Genomic DNA, 19999 nt, shown 5'->3' with positions numbered 1-19999 from the left:
CGGGGGTGGGGGGGGGGGGGACGCGTGGGGCGAGGTGAGCGGCATACGGTATGCCGCTCACCCAGCCAAGCACGATCCGCTCAGACCCAGCTCGGGAACCACATCCGCTGCTGCCAGTCCTGCAGCGGAATGACCTCGGCCGTGTAGATCGGGTAGAAGAACGCGAACAGCCCGATCGTGAGCAGCACGAAGCCACCCGCGACACCCAACCCCCACCGGCGCCGCAGGTCCGAGGCGTCCCGGCCGCCGATGAGCAGCCCGAGGACGTAGACGCAGGCAAGCACGATCCACGGCACGAAGGCCACCTCGTAGAACGAGTAGATCGTCCGGCTGCCGAGGAAGAACCACGGGACGTACCCGGCCACGATCCCGCACAGGATCGCCCCGGCCCGCCAGTCACGGTGCAGGGCCCACATGAACAGCAGCACGAAGATCGCGAGCGTCCCGCCCCACCAGACCGAGACGGTGCCGATCGAGGTGATGGCCTTGCTGCACTGGTCGACCAGGCAGCCGTCGGCGCCCTTCTTCGGCCCCTCGTAGAAGAACGACGTGGGCCGGCCCTGGATGAGCCAGGACCACGGGTTGGTCTGGTACGGGTGCGAGGAGGTGATCGACTCGGTCGAGGCGAACATCTGCTGGTGATAGGCCCACAGCGAGCGCCACCAGTCCGGCAGCCAGCCGAAGTCCGAGCTCGGGTTCGTGGCGGCCCAGGTGCGATATGACCCGCCCCGGGTCAGGATCCAGCCGGTCCAGCTCGCGACGTAGGTGACCACCGCGGTGCCGACGAGCTGGACGAACGCGAAGGGCCCGTCCTTGACCAGGCCCCCGGCCCACCAGCCCCGGATGCCGGCCGCCCGACGGGCGCCGAGGTCCCAGAACACCGTGAGCAGCCCGAACCCGGCGAGGAAGTACAGACCCGACCACTTCGACCCGGCCGACAGCCCCAGGCAGACGCCGGCCACCCACCGCCAGGGTCGCCAGCCGAGCCACGGGCCCAGGAACGACAGGTGGTGACGCGGCACGCCCGCGACTCGCCGAGCCAGCACCTCGCGCGCCCGGTCGCGGTCGACGAGGAGCGCGCCGAAGGCGGCCAGACCGAAGAACATGACGAAGATGTCGAGCAGCCCGGTGCGGGAGTGGACGAAGTGGTGGCCCTCGAAGGCGAGCAGCGCGGCGGCGAGCGTCCCCATCAGGTCGGAGCGGAACAGACGCCGCGCGATGAGCCCGAGCATCAGGATCGACAACGTCCCGGCGAGCGCGACGGCGAACCGCCACCCGAAGGAGTTGAGGATCCCGAAGGGCACCTCGCCCCAGCCGATGAGCCACTTGCCGACCGGCGGATGCACGACGAAGTCGCCCTCGGTGCCCCACACGAACGGGTCGTTGGCCGTGAAGTGCTGGTCGACCTGCTTGGCCTCGAGCAGCGTCGGGTCGACCTTCATCTCGTACCAGAAGAGCACCATCGACCAGCCCTGCTTGACGTAGTACGTCTCGTCGAAGATGAGCTGGTGCGGTGCGCCGACGTGCCAGAACCGCAGGAACCCACCGACCGCCGTGAAGAAGAGCGGCCCCAGGAAGCCGAGCGTTGTCCACAGCGGCCGGCCGGTCAGCTTCGTGGAGCGGAACTCGTCGGCCTCGGTCCCGAGCAGGCGCGCGCGCACCTGCTCGGCTGAGTTCATGGCCGTCATCGTATGAGGTGTGCCTCCCCCCGCTCGGCCGTGTCCGGCGCGCCGCGGGATAGCGTCGGGGCGTGACGGACGCCAGCCCCGCCGGGCCGAGGGCCTCGGTATGGCACCTACCCGGCATGACGAGCCTGGTCGTCTTCAGCGTCACGGGCTTCGCCGGGTATGCCGCCCTGCTGCCCGTCGCTCCGCTGTGGGCCGTGCACGGGGGAGCGGACGAGGCCGGTGCCGGGCTCGTCAACGGGATCCTGCTGCTCGCCACGATCGCGACCCAGCTGCTCGTGCCCGGGGCCCTGCGCCGGTTCGGGTGGAGACCCGTGCTCGTGGTGGGGATGGTCCTGCTCGGCCTTCCGGCCCTGCTCTACACGACGAGTGACGCACTCGGGCCGGTGCTCGCACTGTCCGCCATCCGGGGCATGGGATTCGGGGTCCTGACCGTGACGGGCAGCTCGGCGGCCGGGCTGATCGCCCCGCCGGGTCGCCGGGGAGAGGCCATCGGGGTCTATGGGCTCGCAGTCGCCGTCCCCAACCTGCTGCTCCTGCCCGCGGGCCCGTGGGTCGCCGAGAACCTCGGCTACGCCGTCATCTTCGCGATCAGTGCCACACCCCTGCTCGGCATCCCTGGCGCGGTCGGGCTCGCCCGCGCGGTTCAGGGCCACCTTGCCCGGCTCGATGCCGACCCGACCACCCCACCCGGGGCGTCGGGTGACGGACGGGACTGGGCGGCATACCGGAGCCTCTTGCGCCCCACCGTCATCCTGCTCGGTATGACGCTGGCCGGCGGTGCGGTGCTCACCTTCGCCCCGCAGCTGGTCGACTCGCCGCTCGTCGCGACCGCGGGGCTTTTCGTCATGGGGCTGGTCGCGGCGATTGCGCGCTGGCGTGCTGGGCTGCTCGCCGACCGGCACGGCGCCGAGAGGTTCGCATGGCCGCTCGTGCTCGTCGGTGCGGCCGGGATGGTGCTCATCGCGTGGACGCTCCGGGAGCCTGCCTCGATGCCGGTGGCGACGTTCCTCGGCGGCATGGCCCTCGTCGGTCTCGGCTACGGCGCCCTGCAGAACCTGACGCTGGTGATGGCCTTCGAGTCGGTGTCCCGGGCCCGGCACGACCTGGCCAGCGCGGTGTGGAACGTCGGGTTCGACGCGGGCACCGCGATCGGGTCGGTCCTGGTCGGGGCCATCGCGGTGCGAGCCTCGTTCTCGGTGGGGATCCTCGTCGCCGGGGTCCTGACGCTGGCGACCGTGCCGCTCGCGGTGGCGCGGGTGCGCCGCCCCTGACCGCGCTCAGCAACCCCCTTCAATCGACAGTGCAGCAACCCCCCTTCAATCGACAGTGCAGCAGTCCCGATCGACAGTGCACCAATCCTGATCGACAGTGCACCAATCCTGCTCGACAGTGCAGCAGTCCTGCTCGACAGTGCAGCAGTCCTCAGGTCGATGATCGTCAGGACCCCGCTGCAGGCGCCCGACCGGCCGGACGGCACTCACCTCGATCGGGTCAGATGCCGGCCCGCCGCCTGGCCCGGTATGCGATCGCGGCGATCCCGAGCGCCAGTCCCCAGAGTGGCCAGGGCAGCTCGGGCGCCCAGGCGGCCCAGTCCCCGGGTGCGCCGGGCAGTCGTGCGACCTCGCCCGTGACGACCGCGCGCCAGAACGCGCCCCGCGTGCCGGACGACATTGGTCGGGTCACGGTGACCGAGCGCGAGCCTCACGGGGCGGATGGCAGCGGAGGCGGCGGGGCAGGGAGCAGAGTCAGGTGGAGTGCGACGACGGTGACCCGCAACCCCCACGTCCACCCGGCGCCGATCCCGCTGCCTCTCAGGGACGTCCAGCTCACGGGGAGCAGGATCGCCGTGATGACCGCCGCGCGAAGCACAAGACCGGCGGTGCCCCACCATCGTGGACTCGCTTGTGCCATGCCGTCACTCATCAGAGCGAGACTCCGTGCGAGCGCAGGATCGAGTAGCCGATGAAGGCCACGATGTCGAGGACCGAGTGGCACACCACGAGCGGCATGACCCGGCGCTGCCGGTAGAAGAAGAGCCCGAGGATCAGGCCCATGGCGATGTTGCCGATGAAGCCGCCGAAGCCCTGGTACAGGTGGTAGGTGCCGCGGATGACGGCAGACCCGATGAGCACGGCCGGCCAGGACCAGCCGATCTGGCGCCACCTCGTGAAGAGGTAGCCGACCATCGTCACCTCCTCGAGGACGGCGTTCTGGATCGCCGCGAGGGCGAGGACCGGGCCGGACCACCAGACCGCGGTGAGGTTGGCGGCCGAGACGTTCGTGTTGATGCCGAGCTGACGCGCCAGCAGGTATAGGCCGAGCCCGGGGATACCGATGACGGCGGCCAGGCCCAGCCCCCAGAGCAGGTCCTTGCCCGGCCGGGCCCGGTCGAAGCCGAGGAACCGTCTCGCCGGAATGCCCGGCGCCGGACGCAAGACCCGGTTCAGCAGGTAGATCGCGAGCAGGACCGGCACGAGGGCCAGGCCGATGCCGACGAGCTGGTAGGCGAGGTCCAGCCACGGCCGGTCCGGGGTCTTCGACGTGTTCATCGCCGTCGTCTGCTGGCTCAGCGGGGTGACCAGGGTCAGCTTGTTGGCGATCGCCAGCACCGACCAGATCGCCGAGGCGCCGAGGCCGACTCCGAGCACGATGAGCGTCTCCCGGAGGACGCCGCGCCGCTCCGAGCCCGCCACGGCGAGGGGGTCACGGTCCGGCGAACCCAGCTCGGCGGCATACGACATGGGCTCACTCTAGGCTGCGGTCATGCCCGCACTCTCGGCCTGGGACCGGCGTCGCCATGAGGCCGATGACCACGCCTTCGACGTGTACTGGCGCGGTGCCGGGCCCGGTGTCGTGGTCATCCACGAGAGCCCGGGGTTGACGCCCGAGGTGGTCGCGTTCGGGGACGACCTCGTCGTGGCCGGGTTCACGGTCGTGCTGCCGCACCTGTTCGGTTCGGCGGGGGTCGAGCCGCGCCCCGGTGAGGCGGCCGCGGTCCTCGCGCGGCTCTGCGTCTCGCGCGAGTTCGCGCTCCTCGCGGCTGGGCGGACGACCCCGCTCGCGGGCTGGCTGCGCAGCCTCGCCCGGTCGGTGCACGAGTCGGCCGGTGGCCCGGGCGTCGGTGTCGTCGGGATGTGCGTCACGGGCGGCTTCGCGCTCGCGATGATGATCGACCCTGTCGTCGTCGCGCCGGTGCTCGCCCAGCCGGCGACCCCGTTGCCGGTTGGGGCCGCGCGTGCTGCCGGGCTCGGGCTGTCGCAGGACGACGTGTCGCAGGTGGTGGCTCGGGTGGCCGCCGGGTGCCCGGTGCTCGGGGTCCGCTACCGGTCGGACTGGTCGACCGGGACGCGCTTCGAGACGCTGCGGCGCCTGCTCGGGGACGGGTTCATCGCGGTCGAGCTCGAGGGGCGAGGCCATGCCACCCTGACGGCCGACCGGCACCCGGAGGCGATCGCCGCGGTGCGGCGGTTCCTGTCGCGACGGTTGCGACCCGCAACCGGCTGATCGAGAGTGCACTTCTCCCGTTCGAGAGTGCACTTCTCCCGTTCGAGAGTGCACTTCTCCCGTTCGAGAGTGCACTTCTCCTGTTCGAGAGTGCAGTCGAGCACCCGGTCCACACCGGTCACGGCAACCGACGCATGTCGTCTTTGGGGAGCACTTCGACGCGTGCTTGGATGACGGGCATGGCCGTCCGTCCCATCGTCATCACCGGTGACCCCGTGCTGCATCGGACCGCGGCACACGTGACCGACTTCGACGAGGCGCTACGGCGGCTCGTGGCGGACATGCACGAGACGAACGAGGCAGCGAACGGTGTGGGGCTCGCCGCGCCGCAGATCGGGGTCGGGCTGCGGGTCTTCGTGTGGAAGATGGAGAACAACGACGGCGTGCCGGTGCTGGGCCACGTCATCAATCCCATCCTCACGACCTCCCGGGTACCGCAGGACCGGCCCGATCCGCACGACGACAGCGAGGGCTGCCTGTCCGTGCCGGGGGAGTCCTTCCCGCTCAAGCGTGCCGGGCAGGCGCACGTCGTCGGGGTCGACCTGCACCAGGCGGCCGTCGCGTTCGACGCGACCGGCTGGTTCGCCCGCTGCATGCAGCACGAGTACGACCACCTCAACGGCATGCTCTATCTCGACCGGCTCGACGACCGCTACGGCAAGAAGGCTCGCAAGACAGTCAAGCGCAACGGGTGGGGCAAGCCCGGCAACACGTGGCTCCCGGGGGTCGACCCCGACCCGTTCGGGCACGACGCCCCCGCGCAGGTCGAGTGACGACACCGATCGTCGCCGTCGTCGGGGCGACAGCGACCGGCAAGTCAGACCTCGCGCTGGAGCTCGCGGAGCGGCTAGACGGAGAGGTCGTCAACGCTGACGCCATGCAGCTCTATCGCGGCATGGACATCGGCACGGCGAAGCTGCCGCCCGAGCAGCGGCGTGGCATCCCACATCATCAGCTCGACGTCCTGGAGGTCACGCAGGAGGCCAGCGTCGCGGCCTACCAGCAGGCCGCACGCGCCGACCTCGACGGCATCCGGGGCCGGGGCAGGGTGCCGATCCTCGTCGGCGGGTCGGGGCTCTACGTGCGCGCCGTGCTCGACCGGCTCGAGATCCCCCCGACGGATCCCGGGCTGCGCGCAGCTCTCGAGGCGAGGGCCGAGGAGATCGGCACCGCAGCGATGTTCGAGCGGCTGCGCGCGCTCGACCCCGCCGCTGCCCACCGCATCCAGCCTGCCGACACCCGTCGCATCGTCCGAGCACTCGAGGTCATCGAGCTGACCGGCCGTCCCTTCAGCGCGTCCTTACCGCGTCGTGAGCTCGTCTCTCCCGCAGTCGTCCTCGGACTGTCGGTGGACCGATCCATCCTCGACGACAGGATCGACGCCCGGGCGGCCCGGATGTTCGAAGACGGGCTCCTGGGCGAGGTCAGCGCCCTGTTGGGGCACGGCCTGCGCGACGGCTTCACCGCGAGCCGAGCCATCGGCTACGCCCAAGCCCTTGCCGTGCTCGACGCGCAGACAACCGTCGAGCAGGCCGTTGCCGACACTGCACAGGCCACCCGCCGGTTCGCCCGCCGCCAGGAGTCCTGGTTCCGGCCGGACCCGCGCACGATCTGGCTACCCGCCGACAACCCGGACCGCGTCCACCCCGCCCTGGTCGAGGCAGCCCTCACCGCTGTGCGTGCCTCAGCCACCCGACCCGGCCCGCCGGACAGCGCAGGGCGCGATGAGCGGCATACCGGAGAATGGGCGCCATGACGCGCTTCACGAAGGGCCATGGCACCGAGAACGACTTCGTCCTCGTGCCCGACCCCGACGGCACGCTCGAGCTCACTCCCGTGCAGGTGCGGCGGCTCGCCGACCGGCACGCGGGGCTGGGCGGTGATGGCGTGATCCGTGTCGTGCCAACACGGTTCGCGACCGAGGACGCCGTGCGGGGGCAAGCCGACCAGGCCGAGTGGTTCATGGACTACCGCAACGCCGACGGGTCGCTGGCCGAGATGTGCGGCAACGGGACGCGGGTGTTCGCCGCGTATCTCGTGCGTGAGGGACTCGTCGGCGGCGACCGTTTCGACATCGCGACTCGCGCCGGCCGCAAGAGGGTCCGCACCACCGGAACCGGCTTCGCCGTCGACCTCGGCCCGTGGCGTCTCGTCGACGAGCAGGGGGCGCGGCGGGACGGCTTCGACATCATGGTCCGGCCGCGGCATGGCAAGCCGGTGCCCGCGCTGTCGCTCGACCTCGGCAACCCCCATGCGGTCGTCATGCTGCCCGAGGGCATCGACCTGGCCGCGCTCGACCTCACCGAGCCGCCGCAGGCACAACCGGTCCAGCCCGCCGGCGTCAACGTCGAGTTCGTCCGACCGGTCGGGCCGGGACGGATCGAGATGCGCGTGCACGAGCGGGGCGTGGGCGAGACTCGGTCGTGCGGCACGGGCGCCGCGGCGGCGGCCCTCGCGACCCGTTTCTGGTCGGGCGTCGAGGACGAGAGCCCATGGCTGGTCGACGTGCCGGGCGGCCGGCTCACGGTCACACCGCTACCCGGTGGCCGGGTGGAGCTCGCCGGCCCGGCCGAACTCGTCGCCGACGGGGAGTTCCACCTGTGACGGCCGCGCGCGGCTATGCCGACGAGCCCGTCGCCGGTGCGGGCTTCACCCTGCGACCCCTGCGGATCGCGGACGCGCCCGACATCGTCGCCGCGTGCTCCGACGAGCAGACCCAGGCCTGGCTACCGCTGCCGCACCCCTACACGCGCGCGGACGCGCTGCGCTTCATCACCGAAGTCGCCGCCGCGCAGCACGAGTCCGGCGACGGCATCGTCTTCGGGATCGAGGTCGACGGGCGGCTGCACGGCTGCATCGACCTCAAGCACACCGACTGGCAGGAGGCCACCACGGAGGTCGGCTACTGGGTCGCGCCGTGGGCTCGCGGTCACGGCCTCGCCGCCCGGGCCTGCCGCATGCTCGCCGAATGGGCACTGCGCGAGCAGGGGCTCGAGCGGGTCGTGCTGCATGCCGCCACCGGCAACGTCGCCTCGAACCGTGCCGCCGAGCGGGCCGGCTTCGTCCGCGAGGGGGTCGCCCGCAACGCGGGGCACGTCCACGCGGGCCGGGTCGACACGGCCGTCTGGTCGCTGGTCCCGGGTGACCTTCGCTGAAGCTGTCCGAGAGCAGGTATGCCGCCCACTCGGGTCCGGACGGGCGTGTGCCCTTTTCGTCGCCCCGGCGAACGCAGCCGCACACGGCACCACGGTCACCCAGGCCGAACCCGCGCGTCAGGGACGGTTGACCTCGAGGATGCGGAAGCCCTTGGCCGACGAGAGTCGACTGCAGGTCAGCCCCCAGTCCTGGGCGCCGATCCACTTCTGCAACGAGTCAGACCCCAGGTGCCGCTGCACCACGAGGTGGGCTCTGCCCTGCGGTTCCAGCCGAGGTAGCCACCGCTCGAGGAGCGCATGCAGGGCCTGCTTGCCGACGTGGATGGGCGGGTTGGACCAGATCGTCGCGAACCGGACGTCGGCCGGCACCTCGTCGGGCTCGCAGAACCGCACATTGTGCAGCTCGATCGACCGTGCGTTGTCGCGGGCCAGGTCGAGGGCTCGCCGGTTGACGTCGACGCCCCAGACCCGCGCCGCGGGGGAACGCAGCGCCAACGTCAGGGCGATCGGACCCCAGCCGCAGCCGAGGTCGAGCAGGTCCCCGACCGGACTGGGGTCGGGGGCGCCCCGGAGCAGCACCACTGTGCCCGGGTCGAGCCGGCCGGGTGAGTAGACGCCACGCGCCGTCGTGAGGGTGAGCAGTCGGCCGCCGAGGATGACGCGGACCTGCCGGCGCTGCTCGGGTGCCGCCGGGTCGGCGCTGAAGTAGTGGTCCGGCTCGTCGCTCATCAGGACGCAACGGTAGCGGGAGCCAGGCTCAGGGGCGCGGTCCGGGGTAAGGAGAGGGGAGGGCACAAACCGGTGGCCTGCGGCGTTGAGGAAGTGCGACCCTAGGGAGAACATGACGAAAGATCACCTGACCAGCAGCGACCTGCTCGCGACCCGCGCCGACGCGCTCGCCGACGAGACGACGGCAGCCGGCTCGGCGGCATACGACTACGACGGCGAGCAGTTCGAACGTGAGGAACGCGCAGCGCTGCGGCGTGTCGGCGGCCTGTCGACCGAGCTGACGGACATCAGCGAGGTCGAGTACCGGCAGCTGCGCCTCGAGCGCGTCGTGCTCGCCGGGGTCTGGGCCGAGGGCACCGCCGAGGAGGCCGAGAACTCCCTGCGCGAGCTGGCCGCGCTCGCCGAGACCGCGGGGTCGACCGTCCTGCAGGGTGTCGTCCAGCGGCGCCTGCGTCCCGACCCGGCAACGTGGCTCGGCAAGGGCAAGGCGCACGAGCTGCGCGACATCGTCATCGCCGAGGGTGCCGACACCGTCATCTGCGACGGCGAGCTCGCCCCCAGCCAGCGACGCGGCCTCGAGGACGTCGTCAAGATCAAGGTCATCGACCGCACGGCCCTGATCCTCGACATCTTCGCCCAGCACGCGAAGAGCCGCGAGGGCAAGGCGCAGGTCGAGCTGGCTCAGCTGCAGTACCTGCTGCCGAGGCTGCGTGGCTGGGGTGACTCGATGTCCCGGCAGGCCGGTGGCCGCGTGGCCGGCGGCGAGGGCATCGGCTCGCGTGGCCCAGGCGAGACGAAGATCGAGCTCGACCGACGCCGGATCAACAAGAGGATCTCCAGGCTGCGCCGCGACATCAAGGCGATGAAGACGGTCCGCGACACGAAGCGTCACGGTCGTCGGGCGCGAGGCGTCCCGTCCGTCGCGATCGCCGGCTACACGAACGCCGGCAAGAGCTCGCTGCTCAACCGGCTCACCGGTGCCGGCGTGCTCGTGCAGAACCAGCTCTTCGCGACCCTCGACCCGACCGTGCGCCGGGCCGAGACGCCGGACGGGAGGGCGTACACGCTCACCGACACGGTCGGGTTCGTCCGGAGCCTGCCGCACCAGCTCGTCGAGGCCTTCCGCTCGACGCTCGAGGAGGTCGCGGATGCCGATCTGCTGCTGCACGTCGTCGACGGCTCGCACCCCGATCCCGAGGGCCAGATCTCAGCCGTGCGTGAAGTGCTTGCAGACGTCGGCGGCGACTCCATCAAGGAGGTCATCGTCGTCAACAAGGCCGACATCTCCGACCCGGAGGTGCTCGACCGGATCCGCCGCCAGGAGAAGCACTCGATCGCCGTCTCGGCGCGCACCGGCGAGGGGCTCGACGATCTGCTCGAGCACATCGCGGCGGAGCTGCCCAAGCCCGCCATCGAGGTCGACGTCCTGGTGCCCTACGAGCGCGGCGACCTTGTCTCGCGGCTCCACGAGGAGGCCGAGATCATCGAGAGCGAGCACGTGGCCGCTGGTACGCGGCTGCGCGCCAAGGTGACCCCGGCGATCGAGGCGGACCTGGTCGAGTACATCGTCGCCTGAGAAGCCCAGTCAGCGGCGTGTCCTCAGGGACCTTCCCAGCCCGGGTGGGAAGGTCCCCTCATGGGCGATACCGCGGAGCACCGCAGACTCGACGACACCGACACGGGACGCACCGACTGGCGCCTGTGGGGCCCGTACCTCGCCGGTCGCCAGTGGGGGACCGTGCGCGAGGACTACTCCGCAGACGGGGACGCCTGGGGCTACCTGCCTTTCGACCACGCCCACCTGCGGGCCTACCGCTGGGGCGAGGACGGCATCGCCGGGCTCACCGATCGGCACGGCTTCCTCTGCCTCGCGCTCGGGCTGTGGAACGGCAAGGACGACCGGCTCAAGGAGCGCTACTTCGGCCTGACCAACCCACAGGGCAACCACGGCGAGGATGTCAAGGAGTACTGGTGGCACCTCGACGCGACCCCGTCCCATTCGTACGCCGAGATGGTCTACCGCTACCCGCAGGGCGCATTTCCGTATGCCGCTCTGCTCGACGAGAACGCGCGTCGCGGTCGCGACGTGGCCGAGTACGAGCTGCGCGACACGGGTGTGCTCGACGAGGGACGGTTCTTCGACGTCCGGGTCGTGCATGCCAAGGCGTCGCCCGACGACGTGCTCGTCGAGATCACCGCCACCAACCACGGTCCCGATCCCGCGCCGCTGCACCTCGTGCCGCAGCTGTGGTTCCGCAACACCTGGGCGTGGGGGAGGGACGACCGGACGCCGTCCCTGCGGCTCGACAGCTCGCCCGGCGAGCCGCCGCGGATCGCTGCGCACCACGACTTCCTCGGCGACCTCGTCCTCGAGGTCGAGCAGGCCTCGGCGCGAGTTCTCTTCTGCGACAACGAGTCCAACGCCGAGGCGCTGTGGGGCGTCGCGAGCCGTACGCCATACCCGACGGACGGGGTGAACCGTGAGGTCGTGCACGGTGACCTCGATGCGGTCAACCCGGCGCTCACCGGCACCAAGGTCGGCATCGCGCTCGAGGTGGCGACCGTCGCGCCCGGACAGTCCGTCTCCATGCGGCTGCGGCTGCATCGTCCCGGCTCTGGCGAGACCCCGTTCGGGGACGGCTTCGACGCGGTCGTCAAGGCTCGGCGCCGCGAGGCCGACGAGTTCTACGACGCCGTCATCCCCACCGGCGTCGACGAGATCGACCGGCACGTGGCCCGGCGGGCGTTCGCCGGGCTCATGTGGTGCCAGCAGCACTACCACTACTGGGTCAGGGAGTGGCTCGAGGGCGACCCGGCCGAGCCGCCACCACCGGCGGCCCGCCGGCTGCCGGGAGCGCGCAACGTCGACTGGGGCAATATCGCCCTCGCCGATGTCATCTCGATGCCCGACGAGTGGGAGTACCCGTGGTTCGCGACCTGGGACCTCGCCTTCCACTGCGTGACGCTCGCCCACGTCTACCCCGAGCTCGCCAAGCAACAGCTGCTGCTGCTCACCCGGGAGTGGGCACAGCACCCGGACGGGTCGCTGCCCGCCTACGAGTGGGCCTTCTCCGACGTCAACCCACCCGTGCACGCCTGGGCGGCGTGGCGCGTCTATGTCATCGACGGCCGGCGCGACCAGGACTTCCTGCTGCGGATCCTGGCCAAGCTGTTGCTCAACTACTCGTGGTGGCTCAACCGGAAGGACCCCGACGGCTCGAACCTCTTCTCCGGCGGGTTCCTCGGGATGGACAACATAGGCCTGTTCGACCGCTCGCGGGACGTCCCGCCCGGATGGCGGCTCGAGCAGTCCGACGCGACGAGCTGGATGGCGTGCTACAGCGCCTGGCTGATGCGGATCAGCCTGGAGCTCGCCTACCACGAGCCGGCCTGGGCCGACCTGGCCACGACCTTCATCGAGCGGTTCTGCGCGATCGCCGAGGCTCTCGAGAAGCCCGGCCGCGACGGGGTGCGGCTCTGGAACGAGGACGACGGGTTCTTCTACGACGCGCTCGTGACGCCCAGTGGTTCGTGCCTCCAACTGCGGGTCCGCTCGCTCGTCGGGCTGCTGCCGCTGCTCGCGGTCACGACCATCCCGGCCTGGGTGCCGGACCGGCTGCCGGAGGTCATGCGGACCCTCGCCTGGTTCGACCGGCACCGGCCCGACCTGGCCGACGCGGTCGTGCCCCCGGCCGAAGCGAGCGAGGCGTATCGCGTCCTGCGGGTCGTCGACCCCGACCGGCTGCTCCGGCTCTGCCGCTACCTGCTCGACGAGACCGAGTTCCTCTCACCGCACGGCATCAGGTCGCTGTCCGCGTCGTGCGCCTACGAGCAGCAGGTCGGCAGCCAACGGCTCCGCATCGACTACGAGCCGGGGGAGTCACGCACCGGCCTGTTCGGCGGCAACTCGAACTGGCGCGGGCCGGTGTGGTTCCCCGTCAACGCGTTGCTCGTCGACGCCCTCCGCGAGCACTGCCGTGCCCTCGGCGACGGTTTCACGCTCGAGTGCCCGACGGGATCGGGCCAGCAGCGGACCCTGATCGAGGTGGCCGACGAGATCGAACGCCGGCTCGTCGCGCTCTTCCGCCCGGACGCCGACGGGCACCGGCCGAGCGACCCGCGCGACACGCGGGACGGGGCGCTCTGGCGAGACCACCCGACCTTCAGCGAGTACTTCCACGGAGACACCGGTGTGGGACTCGGCGCCTCGCACCAGACCGGCTGGACAGCCCTGGTCGCACACCTGATCTGCACGACCCCGGGCGTGCGCGACCGGCACAGCGGCTGAGACGTGACCATCGCCGCTGCACCACCGACAATCGCGCCGCGGCGGGAAAGTGAGAGGGGAATCGTGATCGTCACCACCGACAATCGTGCCGCGGCGGGAAAGTGAGAGGAGACTGCGGTCAGGACACGGTCAGGACAGGCCGCGGATGCCGCCATCCTTCGTGATGTCGATCCGCTCCGCGTTCGGTGAGGTGGGCAGGCCGGGCATGGTGCTCATGTCGCCGCAGATCGCGTAGACATAGCCGGCCCCGGCTGCGGCACGCACCTCCCGGACCGGCATCCGCCAGCCGCGCGGCGCGCCGAGCAGCGTCGGGTCGGACGAGAGCGACAGGTGTGTCTTGGCGATGACGACGGGCAGGTCGCCGAAGCCGAGGTCCTCGTACTCGCGCAACGCCTTCGCGGCCGGGGGCGACACGTCGATGCCGTCGGCGCCATACACCTGCGTCGCGATGCGCTCGATCTTCTCGGCCAGCGGCAGGTCGCGCGGGTAGAGGAACTCGAAGTTGCTTCGCTGCTCGCACGCCTCCATGACGACCTCGGCGAGCTCCTCGGCGCCGGCGCCTCCCTCGGCGACGTGACGGGTCACCGCACAGCGCACCCCGAGGCGCTCGCAGGTGGCTTGCACGATGGCGTGCTCGCTCGCGTGGTCTTCCGGAAAGGCGTTGACCGCGACGACCGGCTCGATGCCGAATCGGCGGATGATCGCAATGTGCTGCTCGAGGTTGGGGATGCCGGCCCGCACGTCGTCGGGTGACTCGGCGAGCAGCCCCTCGGGCAGGGGCCTGCCCGCGCGGATCCGGAACCGACCCGAGTGGGCCTTGAGCGCGCGGATGGTCGCCACGATGACTGCGGCGTCGGGGACCAGGCCGCCGACCCGGCACTTGACGTCGAAGAAGCGCTCGGCTCCCATGTCGGCGCCGAACCCGGCCTCGGTGATGACGTAGTCGGCCCGCCGCATCGCCACGAGGTCCGCCATGACCGACGACGTGCCGGTCGCGATGTTGCCGAAGGGCCCGCAGTGCACGATCGCGGGTCCGCCCTCGAGGGTCTGCATCAGGTTCGGCTTGAGGGCCTCCTGCAGGATGACGGCCATGGCGCCGGCGGCGCCCAGGTCGTCTGCGGTCACGCTCTCGCCCTGCGTCGTGTAGCCCACGACGATCCGGCCGAGGCGCCCGCGCAGGTCGTCGAGCGAGGTCGCGAGGGTGAGCAGCACCATGACCTCGCTCGCCGCCGTGATGTCGAAGCCGCTCTCGCGCGGGACGCCGTCGACCCTCGCGCCGAGCCCGATGACGACGTGGCGCAGCGCACGGTCGTTGACGTCGAGGACTCGCCGCCACGTGATGTTGCGGGTGTCGAGCCCAAGCGTGTTGCCGTGGTGCAGGTGGTTGTCGACCATTGCGGCTAGCAGGTTGTGCGCGGCGGTGACGGCATGGAAGTCACCGGTCAGGTGCAGGTTGAGTCGCTCCATCGGGACGACCTGGCTGTAGCCACCTCCGGCCGCGCCGCCCTTGATCCCGAACGTCGGTCCCATCGACGGCTGCCGGAGCGTCACCACGGCGCGCTCGCCGAGGCGCTCCAACGCCTGCCCCAGCCCCACGACAGTCGTCGTCTTGCCCTCGCCGAGGGGTGTCGGGGTGATCGCGGTGACGACGACATACTTGGCCGTATGGTGCCCACTCGGCTCGTCGAGGACGGCGAGGTCGATCTTCGCGACGTCGCGACCGTACGGCTCGAGGTGCTCGGGACGGATGCCGAGATCGGCGGCGATCTCGGCCATCGGCCGCAGGGTCGCCGCGCGGGCGATGTCGAGGTCGCTGGTGGTGGGGGTACTGGTCATGTCGTGATCCACCTCAGAGCAGCGCACGGACCGGCTGATAGCCGTGCTCGACGATCGACGGGGGCAGGTCGTAGCGTTTCGTCGTCGCAGTCTCCGCGTCGAAAGCGGACCAGTCGACCGAGCCGTTCTGCACGAACCCGACCACGTCCGAGTGCAGTTCGCGGGCCAGCTTCTGTGGTGGGTCCTCCCCGGCGAGGTCGGCCACCCGCTCCGCGTCGAGGTTGTCGAAGACGAAAGGCACATCGATGCAGTGCAGGGCGAGACCGCGGGTGCGAGAGCGCCAGGTGAAGGTCGTCAACCACGTCGGTGCACGGGTGTGCTCGGCTCGCACCTGCGCCAGCCGCAGCGTGGGGGCCCGGAAGACGCGGTCGGTGACATAGCGTCCGATGGCCGCGGCCGTGCCTGCTGCGCGCGGGCCGGGGTTGGCGGCGAGCCAGGCGTGCCGGACCGAGGCGGGCACCCCGATGCGCGCCAGCAGGACACCGGTCGGGATGAAGCGCAGCTTGCTGTGCGCCTGCGTGAAGATGAAGGTGAACTCGTCCTCGGTCGTGCCGAGCAGGAGTGGCTTGTCCGTGCCGATCCCGGCCGCGAACGCGTCCGGCGTCGGTTGGGTGATCAGCTCGCCGTCGACCACCGGCCCGAAGGGCAGCCCGTCCTCGAGCATGCCCTTGAGCATCGCCAAGGGGCCGCCCTTGGTCGCCGCTGACGAGGCGGCGTCCTGGGCGTGGCGCACCTGCTCCTCGGTCAGCGACGAGAGACCCGCGACGGTCGGCTGGACACCGGCCTGCTCGGCGATCGCACGGCCGGTCGCCTCGGCCCGGGCAAGGGGGATGTCCGCGCAGACCCCGGACATCGAATGGGCCCGGGCGAACAGGCCCTGCGCCCGCGGCATCCCGAGCAGGGTGAGGACGGCCCCGCCACCTGCCGACTGGCCCGAGATCGTGACCCGGGCCGGGTCGCCCCCGAAGGCGGCGATGTTGTCACGGACCCACTCGAGGGCGAGCAGCCAGTCGAGGACCGCCCGGTTGGGTGTGGCGCCCTCGATCCATCCGAAGCCCTCCAAGCCGAGGCGGTACGAGACCGACACGGTGACGACGCCGTCGCGGTTGAAGGCGGCACCGTCGTACCACGGGCTCGACGGCGAGCCGGAGACGAAGCCGCCACCGTGGATGTAGACGAGGACCGGCAGGTCCGGCGGGCCTGCGGGCGCCGGAGTGAACACGTTGACGTTGAGGGTGGACTCGCCCGGGTATGACGGCTCGGGGATGAGCGAGACCCCGCCGTCCCCGCCCCGCTGCGCGGTGGCGCCATACGAGGTGGCGTCCCGGACACCGTCCCAGGATCGATGCGGCACCGGTGCGGCGAAGCGCAACGGCCCGACCGGCGGCTCGGCGAAGGGGATCCCCAGGAACGCCGCGGACCGGCCGCGCCAGAAGCCGCGCACCAGCCCGGCGCTCGTCTTGACCTCCACACGGCCACCCTATGGTCGCGTCTGGCTGGGCACGCTGAAACAGACCCGGGCCGGCGTCGCTACGGACACAACAAGTCCGGCCGAGCGGCTGGGTCCACGCACGCGCGGGCGGCGCCGGCTGGACTTGTTGTGTCCTTACGTACCGGCCGGCACTACGGCTTCGCGCTGTGGCAAGGCCTCGACCTGAGCGGCGTGCGCGCCCTCGCCGAGCTGGTCGACGTCGACCTGTAGGAGGCACCGCTGGCCGCCCGGCTATCCACAGCCGGAGGGTCGTGCCGGTCGGGACGCAGCCCAGCGGCATACCCTGAGGCAATGCCGCGACCGACGCTCGACGCCCTGCTGCACGCCGCCGTGGCCGGCGTGGGCGGCACCGAGCGTCCCGGCCAGGTGGCGATGGCCAAGGCCGTGGCCCACGCGGTCGAAGCCGACGAGCACCTGCTCGTCCAGGCGGGCACCGGTACCGGCAAGTCGCTCGCCTATCTCGTGCCCGCCATCGCGCACGCCTTCGACACCGGCAGGCCCGCGATCGTCTCGACGGCGACGCTGGCGCTGCAGGCCCAGATCGTCGACCGTGACCTGCCTCGCGTCGCCGACGCCCTGGCACCGCTGCTCGGGCGCCGGCCCACCTACGGGCTCGTCAAGGGGCGGCGCAACTACGTGTGCCTGCACAAGCTCGAGGGCGGGTTCCCCGACGAGGAGCAGGCCCTGATCGGGGTCGGCCAGGTCGATGCCGCCGCGGGCCGGCTCGGCCAGGAGGTCGTGCGCCTGCGGGAGTGGGCGGGCGCCACGCAGACGGGCGATCGTGACGAGCTCGTCCCGGGTGTCTCCGAGCGGGCCTGGCGCCAGGTCTCGGTGTCGGCGCAGGAGTGCCTCGGTGGCAAGTGTCCCCTCGTGGCCGAATGTTTCGTCGAGCGGTCGCGTGCCGCCGCGGCAGACGTGGACGTCGTCGTCACGAACCACTCCTTCATGGCCATCGACTCGTTCGAGGGCCGGCAGATGTTACCCGAGCACGACCTGCTCGTGATCGACGAGGCCCACGAGCTCGTCGACCGGGTCACCTCGACGATCACCGGCGAGCTGACCGGGACCATGGTCGGCACCGCCGCGAAGAAGGCCGGCCGCCTGTCCGAGAACGCGGCCGCACTGACCGAGGCGGCCGACCTGCTGTCGGCCGTCCTCGATCCCGCGCCGGAGGGTCGTCTGCTCGGGATTCCCGACTCGTTGGGGCTGGCGCTGGCCCGGGTCCGTGACACCGCCCGGGTGGTCCAGAGCGACCTCAAGCCGGCCCCCGGCGAGGACTCCGACGCAGCCCGTCAGGTAGCGCGAGCCGCCGTCGACGAGGCGCACGAGACCGCAGAGCGCATCCTCGAGGAGCGCGAGCTCGACGTCGCCTGGGTCGCCCGCGACCCGCGCCGCGGGCCGGTCCTGCGCGTCGCGCCGATGAGCGTCGCGCTGCTGGTGCGCGACAGGATCTTCGCCGAGCGCACGGTCGTGCTCACCTCGGCCACACTCGAGCTGGGCGGCACCTTCGATGCGGTCGCCGGCACGATCGGGCTGCGCGGCGAGGAGGCGCCGGCGTGGCAGGGGCTCGACGTCGGCAGCCCCTTCGACTACCCCCGGCAGGCGATCGCGTATGTTGCCGCCCACCTGCCGCCGCCCGGCCGCGACGGCGCGAGCGACGACAGCCTCGACGAGATCGAGCAGCTCGTGCGAGCCGCCGGCGGACGCACGCTCGGGCTCTTCTCCTCGACCCGCGCCGCGCAGGCTGCCGCGGAGGTCATGCGGGCCAGGCTCGGCGACGAGCACCCCGTCCTCTGCCAGGGCGAGGACCAGATCGCAACGCTGGTCAGGCAGTTCGCCCGCGACCCGCGTACCTGCCTGTTCGGCACGCTGACCCTGTGGCAGGGTGTCGACGTCCCCGGTTCGTCGTGCCAGCTCGTCATCATCGACCGCATCCCGTTCCCGCGCCCCGACGACCCGCTCGCCTCGGCCCGGTCGCAGGCGATCACGCGGATGGGCGGCAGCGGCTTCATGGCGGTCTCTGCGACGCATGCTGCACTGCGCCTCGCGCAAGGGGCGGGGCGGCTCATCCGGCGCGCCGAGGACCGGGGCGTCGTGGCCTTCCTCGACTCGCGGATGATGACGGCGCGGTATGCCGCCTTCCTCCAGCGCTCGCTGCCGCCCTTCTGGCCCACCACCGACAAGACGATGGTCCTCGCGGCCCTGGCCCGGCTCGACCAGACCGCCGGCGAGCCGGTCCCGGTCGCGGAGCCGGCGATGCGGACCCTCGACGGCAGGCAACACGGCGACGGGTCCGGGCAGCTGCGGCCCGTGGCTGTGACACCACCCCCGGTTGCCGAGTCCGCGCGCAGCGCAGTCACCGGCGGGCACGCCTGGACCGAGGCGCAGGACGAGGAGCTGCGCGATGCGGCTGACGCGGGGCTGCAGTTGGAGGAGCTGGTCGAGCACTTCGAGCTGCCCGCCGAAGCCATCGTGGCTCGCGCCCACCAGCTGGACGCGCGGCTCGCCTCCGGCGCCCTGTTCGACTGAGGTTGGAGTCGGGCACGGTACCGCGGGCGCGGGCCACTCTGCCGCCGCTGCATCCGCACACCCGCTGGCGCTACGACGACTGGGTTGGGGTGTCGGCGGTGTGTTCTAGGGTCGGGGTGTGCCCTGTGCCTCGAGTGATGGGGCATGAATATTCCTGTGGCATGGATGAATTCACCGGTCAGATGGCTTCCCTCGGGCGGCAGGATGAGATAGGATCGAACAAACGTTCGGGTGGTTGCGGGAAAGGATTGAGGTCCTCGCCATGGTTGCTGGTCCGATGCTTCTGGATCACCTGCGCGAGCAGATGGCCGTAGTGCAGCACAAGCATGAGGCGGACCAGGCAGGTGCGGCCCGCGCTTTCTGGAAGAGCCTCGATGCCGGGTCGTGCACGGGCCGGGCGCCGGGTGGCGGGGCGGCATCGGGTGGCAGCGTCGGCGGCGGTGCCCAGCCCAGCCGAGAGCGCAGCACCCATCACGATGTGGGCCGCGGGACGCGCGGCGACTCACATCGTGGTGCCCGCGAGGGTGCGCAGGCCGGTGATCACAGCGCCGCTCACGATGGCGCGCACGCCGCAGGTCAGGGTGGCGCGCACGCCGCAGATCAGGGTGGCGCTCGCGGCGCAGATCAGGGTGGCGCTCGCGGCGCAGATCAGGGTGGCGCGCACAGCGCCGCTCACGATGGCGCGCACGGCGGTGGGCGTGGTCGACGGCGCGCACCGCGGGCGGGGGCATCGGCGCAGCCGGTGGGCCGTGGGGTGTGGGCGGGCGTGGACCCGGGC

Annotated in this window: 16 protein-coding genes; 9 read left to right on the top strand and 7 right to left on the bottom strand. The window is 71.4% G+C overall.

The annotated features are described in order from the left end of the window. Positions 1–80: 80 nt before the first annotated feature. The gene (locus L0H79_RS11460; protein WP_301484738.1) at positions 81–1679 is read right to left on the bottom strand and encodes a dolichyl-phosphate-mannose--protein mannosyltransferase; all 1599 of its coding nucleotides are present in this window, start codon (positions 1677–1679) and stop codon (positions 81–83) included. Positions 1680–1750: 71 nt separating this feature from the next. Between L0H79_RS11460 and L0H79_RS11455 the strand changes: the two genes are divergently transcribed. Then, the gene (locus L0H79_RS11455; protein ID WP_301484737.1) at positions 1751–2959 is read left to right on the top strand and encodes an MFS transporter; all 1209 of its coding nucleotides are present in this window, start codon (positions 1751–1753) and stop codon (positions 2957–2959) included. Between the two features lie 220 nt (positions 2960–3179). On the opposite strand, the gene L0H79_RS11450 is transcribed toward L0H79_RS11455, so the two are convergent. Beyond that, complete coding sequence (locus tag L0H79_RS11450) at positions 3180–3359, bottom strand: hypothetical protein (protein WP_301484736.1); 180 nt, start codon at positions 3357–3359, stop codon at positions 3180–3182. Positions 3360–3610: 251 nt separating this feature from the next. After that, a complete protein-coding gene (locus L0H79_RS11445; RefSeq protein WP_301484735.1) occupies positions 3611–4429 on the bottom strand; it encodes a CPBP family intramembrane glutamic endopeptidase in 819 nt (272 codons plus the stop codon). A gap of 22 nt (positions 4430–4451) precedes the next feature. Between L0H79_RS11445 and L0H79_RS11440 the strand changes: the two genes are divergently transcribed. The 5 genes from L0H79_RS11440 to L0H79_RS11420 all read left to right on the top strand — a co-directional run bounded on the left by L0H79_RS11440 (position 4452) and on the right by L0H79_RS11420 (position 8347). After that, on the top strand, positions 4452–5192 hold the full coding sequence (locus tag L0H79_RS11440; protein ID WP_301484734.1) for a dienelactone hydrolase family protein: 741 nt from the start codon (positions 4452–4454) through the stop codon (positions 5190–5192). A 179-nt stretch (positions 5193–5371) separates the two neighbouring features. Next, complete coding sequence (gene def, locus L0H79_RS11435; protein ID WP_301484733.1) at positions 5372–5965, top strand: peptide deformylase; 594 nt, start codon at positions 5372–5374, stop codon at positions 5963–5965. Continuing rightward, complete coding sequence (miaA, locus tag L0H79_RS11430; RefSeq protein WP_301484732.1) at positions 5962–6948, top strand: tRNA (adenosine(37)-N6)-dimethylallyltransferase MiaA; 987 nt, start codon at positions 5962–5964, stop codon at positions 6946–6948. Before def ends, miaA begins: the two co-directional genes overlap by 4 nt. Beyond that, on the top strand, positions 6945–7796 hold the full coding sequence (dapF, locus tag L0H79_RS11425; protein ID WP_301484731.1) for a diaminopimelate epimerase: 852 nt from the start codon (positions 6945–6947) through the stop codon (positions 7794–7796). Before miaA ends, dapF begins: the two co-directional genes overlap by 4 nt. Beyond that, the gene (locus tag L0H79_RS11420) at positions 7793–8347 is read left to right on the top strand and encodes a GNAT family N-acetyltransferase (RefSeq protein ID WP_301484730.1); all 555 of its coding nucleotides are present in this window, start codon (positions 7793–7795) and stop codon (positions 8345–8347) included. Before dapF ends, L0H79_RS11420 begins: the two co-directional genes overlap by 4 nt. A gap of 117 nt (positions 8348–8464) precedes the next feature. Here L0H79_RS11420 and L0H79_RS11415 read toward each other — a convergent pair whose 3' ends face one another. Further along, the gene (locus tag L0H79_RS11415) at positions 8465–9076 is read right to left on the bottom strand and encodes a class I SAM-dependent methyltransferase (RefSeq protein ID WP_301484729.1); all 612 of its coding nucleotides are present in this window, start codon (positions 9074–9076) and stop codon (positions 8465–8467) included. A gap of 112 nt (positions 9077–9188) precedes the next feature. Between L0H79_RS11415 and hflX the strand changes: the two genes are divergently transcribed. Together hflX and L0H79_RS11405 are read left to right on the top strand one after the other, a co-directional pair. Further along, on the top strand, positions 9189–10652 hold the full coding sequence (gene hflX, locus L0H79_RS11410; RefSeq protein WP_301484728.1) for a GTPase HflX: 1464 nt from the start codon (positions 9189–9191) through the stop codon (positions 10650–10652). 60 nt (positions 10653–10712) lie between these two features. Further along, a complete protein-coding gene (locus tag L0H79_RS11405) occupies positions 10713–13364 on the top strand; it encodes a glucosidase (protein ID WP_301484727.1) in 2652 nt (883 codons plus the stop codon). A 129-nt stretch (positions 13365–13493) separates the two neighbouring features. Here L0H79_RS11405 and L0H79_RS11400 read toward each other — a convergent pair whose 3' ends face one another. Together L0H79_RS11400 and L0H79_RS11395 are read right to left on the bottom strand one after the other, a co-directional pair. Further along, complete coding sequence (locus L0H79_RS11400; RefSeq protein ID WP_301484726.1) at positions 13494–15200, bottom strand: formate--tetrahydrofolate ligase; 1707 nt, start codon at positions 15198–15200, stop codon at positions 13494–13496. 13 nt (positions 15201–15213) lie between these two features. Continuing rightward, positions 15214–16671: a carboxylesterase/lipase family protein gene (locus tag L0H79_RS11395; protein WP_301484725.1), complete on the bottom strand. Its 1458-nt coding sequence runs from the start codon at positions 16669–16671 to the stop codon at positions 15214–15216. A gap of 312 nt (positions 16672–16983) precedes the next feature. Between L0H79_RS11395 and L0H79_RS11390 the strand changes: the two genes are divergently transcribed. After that, positions 16984–19221, top strand: coding sequence for an ATP-dependent DNA helicase (locus L0H79_RS11390; RefSeq protein ID WP_301484724.1), 2238 nt, complete (start codon positions 16984–16986; stop codon positions 19219–19221). Positions 19222–19723: 502 nt separating this feature from the next. On the opposite strand, the gene L0H79_RS11385 is transcribed toward L0H79_RS11390, so the two are convergent. Next, positions 19724–19999 (bottom strand): hypothetical protein (locus L0H79_RS11385; RefSeq protein ID WP_301484723.1); only part of this gene is annotated, 276 nt, incomplete at its 5' end.

Origin of the sequence: Intrasporangium sp., from assembly GCF_030452765.1 — a bacterium.
Taxonomy (GTDB): domain Bacteria; phylum Actinomycetota; class Actinomycetes; order Actinomycetales; family Dermatophilaceae; genus Intrasporangium_A.
This window is presented reverse-complemented; position numbering and strand designations above follow the sequence as displayed.